Source organism: Sediminihabitans luteus (assembly GCF_002797595.1).
Taxonomy (GTDB): domain Bacteria; phylum Actinomycetota; class Actinomycetes; order Actinomycetales; family Cellulomonadaceae; genus Paraoerskovia; species Paraoerskovia lutea.
Genome location: NZ_PGFE01000009.1, coordinates 1 through 1,026, shown reverse-complemented (window position 1 = coordinate 1,026; position 1,026 = coordinate 1). Strand labels below are relative to the sequence as shown.

1 protein-coding gene is annotated in these 1,026 nt (G+C 70.8%); it reads right to left on the bottom strand.

Annotated features, from left to right (window positions below):
• Nucleotides 1–21: 21 nt before the first annotated feature.
• Nucleotides 22–1,026, bottom strand: a 1,005-nt coding sequence (trxB, locus tag CLV28_RS15340) for a thioredoxin-disulfide reductase (RefSeq protein ID WP_100424223.1), incomplete at its 5' end; no start/stop codon positions are given.

Sequence of the window (1,026 nt, the reverse complement as noted above, 5' to 3'; positions counted from 1 at the left end):
CGGTCGCGGTGGTGGTGTCGGTCATCGGATCTCCTCGAGTGCGGTGGGAAGTCCTTCGGGGTTGGGGGTGGCCGGGGTGCCGGCGAGGTCCTGCTCGCCGGCGGTGTCGGCGAGCTCGGTGAGGTAGGCCTGGGCGTCGAGGGCTGCGGAGCAGCCGGTCCCGGCGGCGGTGATGGCTTGGCGGTAGAGGTGGTCGACGGCGTCGCCGGCGGCGAAGACGCCGGGGATGTTCGTGCGGGTCGTGGGGTGCTCGACGACGATGTATCCGTCGGTGTCGAGGGTGATCTGGCCCTTGACGAGGTCGGTGCGGGGGTCGTGCCCGATCGCGACGAACAGTCCGGTCGCGTCGAGGTCGCGGGTCTCGCCGGTGAGGGTGTCGCGCAGGGTGATGCCTTCGACCTTCGAGTCGCCGGCGATCGCGACGACCTCGGCGTTCCAGGCGAACTCGATCTTAGGGTCGGCGTGGGCGCGGTCGGCCATGATCTTCGACGCGCGCAGCTCGTCGCGGCGGTGGACCATCGTGACCTTCGACGCGAACCGGGTCAGGAACGTGGCTTCCTCGACCGCGGAGTCCCCGCCGCCGACGACGACGATGTGCTGGTCGCGGAAGAAGAATCCGTCGCAGGTCGCGCACCAGGAGACCCCGCGGCCGGACAGGCGCTTCTCGTCGTCGAGGCCGAGCTCGCGGTACGCGGAGCCGGTCGACAGGATCACGGCGCGGGCGCGGTAGGTGTCGCCGTTGACGGTCGTGATGGTCTTGACGGGTCCGTGCAGGGCGACGGTCTCGGCGTCGTCGTACTCGATGCGGGCGCCGAACTTCTCGGCCTGGGCGCGCATGTTCTCCATGAGGTCGGGTCCCATGACGCCCTCGGGGAAGCCGGGGAAGTTCTCGACCTCGGTGGTGTTCATCAGCGCGCCGCCCGCGGTCACGGACCCGGCCAGGACCACGGGCTCGAGGCCTGCGCGCGCGGCGTAGACCGCGGCGGTGTACCCGGACGGGCCGGACCCGATGATGACCAGATCGTG